At 60.9% G+C, this 6007-nt stretch carries 4 protein-coding genes; all 4 read left to right on the top strand.

All coding sequences use genetic code 11. From position 1 onward, the window contains the following. Positions 1-267, top strand: a 267-nt coding sequence (locus ACIQ0Q_RS01360; protein ID WP_395771149.1) for a hypothetical protein, incomplete at its 5' end; no start/stop codon positions are given. A gap of 84 nt (positions 268-351) precedes the next feature. Next, positions 352-624, top strand: coding sequence for a hypothetical protein (locus ACIQ0Q_RS01355; RefSeq protein ID WP_395771148.1), 273 nt, complete (start codon positions 352-354; stop codon positions 622-624). A gap of 29 nt (positions 625-653) precedes the next feature. Continuing rightward, positions 654-4196, top strand: coding sequence for a UvrD-helicase domain-containing protein (locus ACIQ0Q_RS01350; protein ID WP_395771147.1), 3543 nt, complete (start codon positions 654-656; stop codon positions 4194-4196). Beyond that, a complete protein-coding gene (gene recD / locus ACIQ0Q_RS01345; protein ID WP_395771146.1) occupies positions 4193-6001 on the top strand; it encodes an exodeoxyribonuclease V subunit alpha in 1809 nt (602 codons plus the stop codon). Before ACIQ0Q_RS01350 ends, recD begins: the two co-directional genes overlap by 4 nt. Positions 6002-6007 lie beyond the last annotated feature (6 nt).

Genomic DNA, 6007 nt, shown 5'->3' with positions numbered 1-6007 from the left:
CAGCATTGGCATCAGGCTGAAATCCAGCCATCGCTGTATTTTGCGCGAACCAGTTGGGCGGCTGCCCAGGATACCGAGAAAACGAATCCCGGCAAAGCGCAGAAGATCTGGCATTCTGACCATAACGGCGGCGGTGAACATGCCTATGGTCAGGGCTACAATAGATTGCTGGCGGGCAACATCGACTTTGAAGCCGATCCCATCGCGTATCGGGCCTTGTGGGAGTTTGCCCGGGATTTGAAAGGCATCATTCAATTGCAAGAATAGTTTGGCAGAACAGCGCAAAGACTTATCGAAACGGCAATCAATTAACAATTGACCAATTGACTTCATTTTAATGGGAGAAATGCCATGGCTGACCAAAAAAACAGCAAAGAAATTACCAAGCAAGAATTGAATATTGCGTTCGCCCAGTCAGTGCTGACGTTCGCCATCATGGATATCAGGAAAAATGGTGTTGAGCGGGAGGATGACTACATGACCCCGATGCTGACCGCCGTTAAAGCATTACAAAACAAATACAGTGAAACTGACTTATGCAAAATGATGAAATCACTTGCCGATGTCGCTGATGATATGTTTGGTAAAGCCGGAGTCGAAACCTTCATGGATGTGCAGCCATAAGCACGTCCCGCGATTGGCGCGCGTTGGACTTGTCCCCGGGGCGCCGCAGCCTCTTGGAGGCCAGTGCCGGTACCGGTAAAACCTGGACCATCAGCGTGCTGTATCTGCGCCTGCTGTTGGAGCACGGCATGACGCCGCGCCAGATCGTGGTGACCACGTTCACTAATCCCGCCGCGGAGGAATTACGCGAACGTCTGCGCGCACGCCTGCTGTGGGCGCTCGCCTTTGCCTCCGGCCGCAGCGCGTTTACTTCGAAAGCCGATGTTCTGGATGAACAATGGTTGCAGACCCGGTGGCAGCAGTCGCCGGAGTTGCAGAAATCCGATGGCCAGCGCCTGCAGGTGGCGCTGGCCGAGCTCGACATGGCGCCGATTACCACCCTGCATGGATTGTGCCAGCGTATTTTGTCCGATCATCCGTTTGCTTCCGGGTCGCTATTCAACGGCGGCGAATTGATCAGCGGTGCGGCCCTGCATGCCGAATTGGCCAAAGATCTGCAACGCCGGCTGTTGCAGGGCGACGCCGATCAGGATGCGCTGATCCGTTTGCAGCGCAGCGCCGGTGTGCAGCCCGGTGCGGAAACGCTGAAACGTATTCTCGGTCAGCTGCTGATGCCGGGCAGCGCGATCCGCGGCTTTGATGATGCGGAACTGGACTGTCTGTTGCCTAAGGCGCGCGCCCAGGAATTACGCGATGTCGTGGCATGCTTTGGCAAGACGGCCAAGCTGGGTAAAGCCTTCGAGCGTTTGGCCAACCTCCTGGAAGACCGGGAAGCACATGAAAACATGGATTCGGATTTCGAGAGCGTGCTCATTAACGCGCCCGCACTCACCGGCGTTCTGAAAGGCTGCAAAGAGGATCCGCGCCTGCCCATTGCGGCGGACTTTGCCGTATCGGTTGCGGAAAGCGGCGTGCTGTATTTCAAGGTTCTGCGTTTCTGGAAGGCGGTGGCCGACTGGGCCACCATCCAAGCCAAGACCCGTTTGGCGGCACGCAGTCAACGCAGTTTCGATGCCTTGCTGACCGATGTGCATGCCGCCCTGCACGGCGATGCCGGAAGGGCTTTGGCCGATACGCTGCATGCGGCCTGGCCGGTGGCGCTGGTGGATGAATTCCAGGATACCGATGGCATCCAATACGGCATTCTCGATGCCATTTACCGGGAGTCGGATGACGCCCATCGAGGTCATCTGGTGATGATCGGTGATCCAAAACAAGCCATTTACCGCTTCCGTGGCGGCGATATCCGTGCCTATCAACGCGCCGCCTTGGATGTTCCGGATGCGGGAAAAATCAGTCTGGATACCAATCGCCGTTCATCGCGCAATTATGTGGCGGCGGTCAATGCCTGGTATGGATTGAGCGGTGAGGCCTTGAGCGCGCAGCAGGATGCCGGGGGCGTACACTACCATGCTGTCAACGCCAGCGACCGCAAAGATGACGCGCCGTACACCATTGACGGCGTGATGTGCGAACGGCCTTTGCAGTTCCATGCTGCGGCGGATCCGGCCACAGGCTCGGCAGCGGCGCGCACGCAGCTGGCTTTGACCGACTGTGCCAACCAAATTCAGCACATGCTGCAATCCGGCATTCACGCCATTGGCAATCGACCCTTACAACCGGCTGATATTGCCGTGCTGCTGCCCGCGCACCATCAGGTCAGCCAGTTGCGCGATCTGCTGCAGAGCCGTGGCGTGCCCTGTGTCAGCACGACCCGTAATAGCGTGTTCGCCAGTGATTCGGCGCGCGACTTGCAGATCATCCTGTATGCCGTCGCGCATGCCGATAATCCCGGCGCGTTGCGGGCGGCCATGGCGACCCGCCTGTGGGGCGCCTCCTTTGCCGCCATTGCGGCCTTGAATGCCGAGGCCGCGCGTTGGCAGACGGCCGTGCGGGTGTTCCATCAGTGGCAGGTTCTCTGGCAGCAGCGGGGCATCCAGGCCGTGGTCGATGCCCTGATTGCGCGCATTGCGCCGGTCCAGCTGGCCTGTGTCGGCGGTGAGCGAAGCTTGACCGACTTACGTCATCTCGGTGAGTTGCTGCAAACCCAGATGGAAGACTGCAACGGGCCCGAAGAGTTGCTGGTCTGGTTTTCCGCGCAGCGTGAAGACGGCGGCGACGACGCGGAAGATGCCGCCGAAAATCGGCAATTGCGGATTGAATCGGACGCCGCACGCGTGCATCTGATGACCCTGCATGCCAGCAAGGGCCTGGAGTTTCCGATTGTGTTCCTGCCCTTGATGTGGGCACACGGCGAGGGACGTGAGTCCGGGCTGTTTCAGGCCGGTGATGACACTGAAGGCATGCGTCTGTGGCAAATCGGTGATTCCGCCAAGCGCATGGCACTGCAAGATTTGCAGGAGGAACGCTTCCGGCTGCTGTATGTCGCCATGACGCGGGCCATCCACGCCTGTCATGTCTTTGTGCTGCCGCCGGAACGGGGCAGCGCTGCACGCAGCTCCAAACCGCTTTCCGGAAGCGCCCGTAGCGCCCTGGATGTGAGTTTGACGCGTCTGCAGGAGCGCCCGGACTGGCGCGCCGAGATCGATGCCACCGCCAATATCGCCTGGCATGATGACTGGCAACCGCGGCAGGCCTTATCGGCAAAGGCTGACGACGGCATCGACACGGCCTTGCGCAGTGCCCGCCCGTTGCCGGAGTCGCCGCTGGGACCGCTGCCTTCCAAGCACAGCTTCAGTACCTTGACCAAAACCGGGGCGTCCGTGCTGATTGAGGACGCGGCGGCATCCGATGAGCGTACGGAGATTTCCGAGGATACGGCTTACGCCACTGATGCGGCGATGACATTACCCGAACCGCCGCATCCGGAGTTATCGGCATTGATGTCAGTCGCCGGTACCGATTTCGGCAATGCCGTGCATGCTATTTTCGAACACCGGGAACCCTTGCAGCGCCTGCAGGATCAGAAAGCCCTGATGGTCCGCTGTCTTGCCGAACACAATGTGCATTCCCGCGAGGACAATCCGGAGCGTCTGGTGCAGGTGCTGGCCGATCGGCTGCAGACGGTGCTCGACACGCCCTTGGGTCCTGAGGGTCCACAGCTGGGTGCTTTGCCGGCCTCCGAGCTGCGTGCCGAAATGGAGTTCAACTATGTGTTGGACAATGCCGATATCGGCAAGCTGCGCGAGGTCTGCGTGGCCCATGGGGAACCGGATCTGGTGCCGGTATCCTCACGACGCCTGGCCGGTCTGATGAACGGAAAAATCGATTTGGTTTTCCGCCATGACGGCCGCTTCCACATCCTCGATTACAAGAGCAACCGACTCGGCCCCTGTCTGTCGGATTACGCCCCGCAGGCCCTGCACCAAGCGATGGACGCGCATCACTACCGATTCCAGGCACTCTTGTATGCCGTAGCCGTCGATCGTTATCTCGCCCAGCGCATTGCCGATTATGCACGGGCGCGGCATCTCGGCGCGTGTTACTACCTATTCATCCGTGCCGTCGGACTGGACGCTGCCGCCGGCATCTGGCAACACCGCTTCAGTGATGCCTTGATGACCGACATTCAGAACGTTCTGGCCGGCGTGGCCGTGGAGCAGGGGCTATGACGAGCACCACCCACTTTCATTTCCGGACCCTGCCCAATCTGCCCGGTGCCGAGCCGTGGCGTGCGCTGGATGCCGCGGTGGCCCGATGGGTGCTTTCCCATGGCGGTTCACGCCTATTGGCCGAAGTCGCCGGCTGGGCCAGTTACGCCGAAGCGCAGGGCGACAGTGCCTTGTGGCTCGAGCCGGAGACGCCCTCGCGGCATGGCCTGCGCGCCTTGAGCGTCGAAGAGCTCTCAGCATTGGCGGCCGAACCGATGGTGACGGCGCTGGCCGGTGATGAAGCGGCTGACACGCCCTTTGTGCTGCAGTTCAATCACTTCTATCTGCGCCGGAACGCGTTGCATGAAATCGCCGTCGCGGCCGATCTGCGCGCACGCCGAAGTCATGTCGAAGTGCTGCGCATGCCCTGTGAAGCGAATGATCTGCAGGCCCTGTTCGAGGCCTCCGATACCGAAGCCGTGCGCCCGCAAACGCAAGCGGTCATGCAGGTGCTCGGTCGCCGTCTTTTTGTCTTGACCGGCGGACCCGGTACCGGAAAGACCACCACGGTCCTGCGGATGCTGTTGGCATTGATCCGCGAACATCATGCGCAGCACGCACGCTTGCCGGTCATCCGGCTGGCGGCACCGACCGGCAAGGCGGCCCGTCGTCTGGGCGATGCCCTGCGCGATAGCAGCAAGGATTTGCAGGATCGTGCCGATTTCAGGAGCTCCCCGTGGCCACAATGGCTAGCACCGGCACTGCAGGCCGAGGCCATGACCGTGCATCGGCTCTTGGGTAGCCGCGGCCAACAACGCGGTTTCGTGCATCATGCCGGCAATCCAATCGGGGCGGATGTGGTCCTGATTGATGAAGCCTCGATGTTGGATTTGCCATTGCTCCGTGTTCTGTTGGATGCGCTGGCGCCATCTGCGGTTCTGGTATTTGTCGGTGATGCCGAGCAACTCCCGCCGGTCGGCACCGGTTCGGTCTTTCTGGATCTGGTCCGCGCCCTGGAAGCTTCCGCCGCCGGTGACGTGGTCCGCTTGCAACACAGCTTTCGTGCCGATCAGGCACTGGTTCCTGTCAATGCCGCCTTGCGTGATGGCAATCCGGAGGCATTCGTGCAGGCATGTGACGCGGCCGGCTCACGCGTGCAGCGTCAGACCTGCGTCACGCTGCCGCAGCTGCACGCCTGCGTCCAGCAGTGGCACCAGCAGCTGTTTTCCGAATGGCGGGACGCCGGCATCTTTGCGCCGGTGTCTCCGGAACATCTGCCGAAAGTGCTGCACGCGGTGCGTGGCCGGCAATTGCTGTGCGCGCTGCGTGAGGGACCATTCGGTGCCGAACAGGTCAATGCCCGGCTTGAAGCCCTGTTCCGTCAGCACGCAGCAGACAGTGCGGTCGGGGCCTGGTATCCCGGCAGGACGGTGATGATGACGCACAACGATGCCGCCAGCGGTTTGTTCAACGGCGATATCGGCATCTGTTTGCGCGATGGCGCTGGTGATTTACAGGTCTGGTTTGAAGGCGCGTCCGCAACGGAGGAAGATCAAGGTCCACGCGCGTTTGCGCCGGATGCACTGCCGCCGCATGAGGGTGCCTTTGCCATTACCATCCACAAAAGCCAGGGCTCGGAATACGGCCATGTGGCGGTGCTGCTGCCGCCCGATGCCGATAATGCCGTGTTGTCCCGGCAGCTGCTGTACACCGCCGCCACCCGTGCGCGCATGTCGCTGGCGCTCTGGTGCAGTGATTCGGTGCTGCAGGCGACCTTGATAGCCCGAAACGCACGCAGCTCCGCGCTGCCGCAGCGCCTGGGCTAACCGTTT

It is taken from the genome of Arenimonas sp. (assembly GCF_044348765.1).
Classification (GTDB): Bacteria; Pseudomonadota; Gammaproteobacteria; order Xanthomonadales; family Xanthomonadaceae; genus Arenimonas.
This window is presented reverse-complemented; position numbering and strand designations above follow the sequence as displayed.

Excerpts from the sequence above, each read along its gene's own strand:
- ACIQ0Q_RS01355 (WP_395771148.1), top strand. The coding sequence starts at position 352 with ATGGCTGACCAAAAAAACAGCAAAGAAATTACCAAGCAAGAATTGAAT.
- recD (WP_395771146.1), top strand. The coding sequence starts at position 4,193 with ATGACGAGCACCACCCACTTTCATTTCCGGACCCTGCCCAATCTGCCC.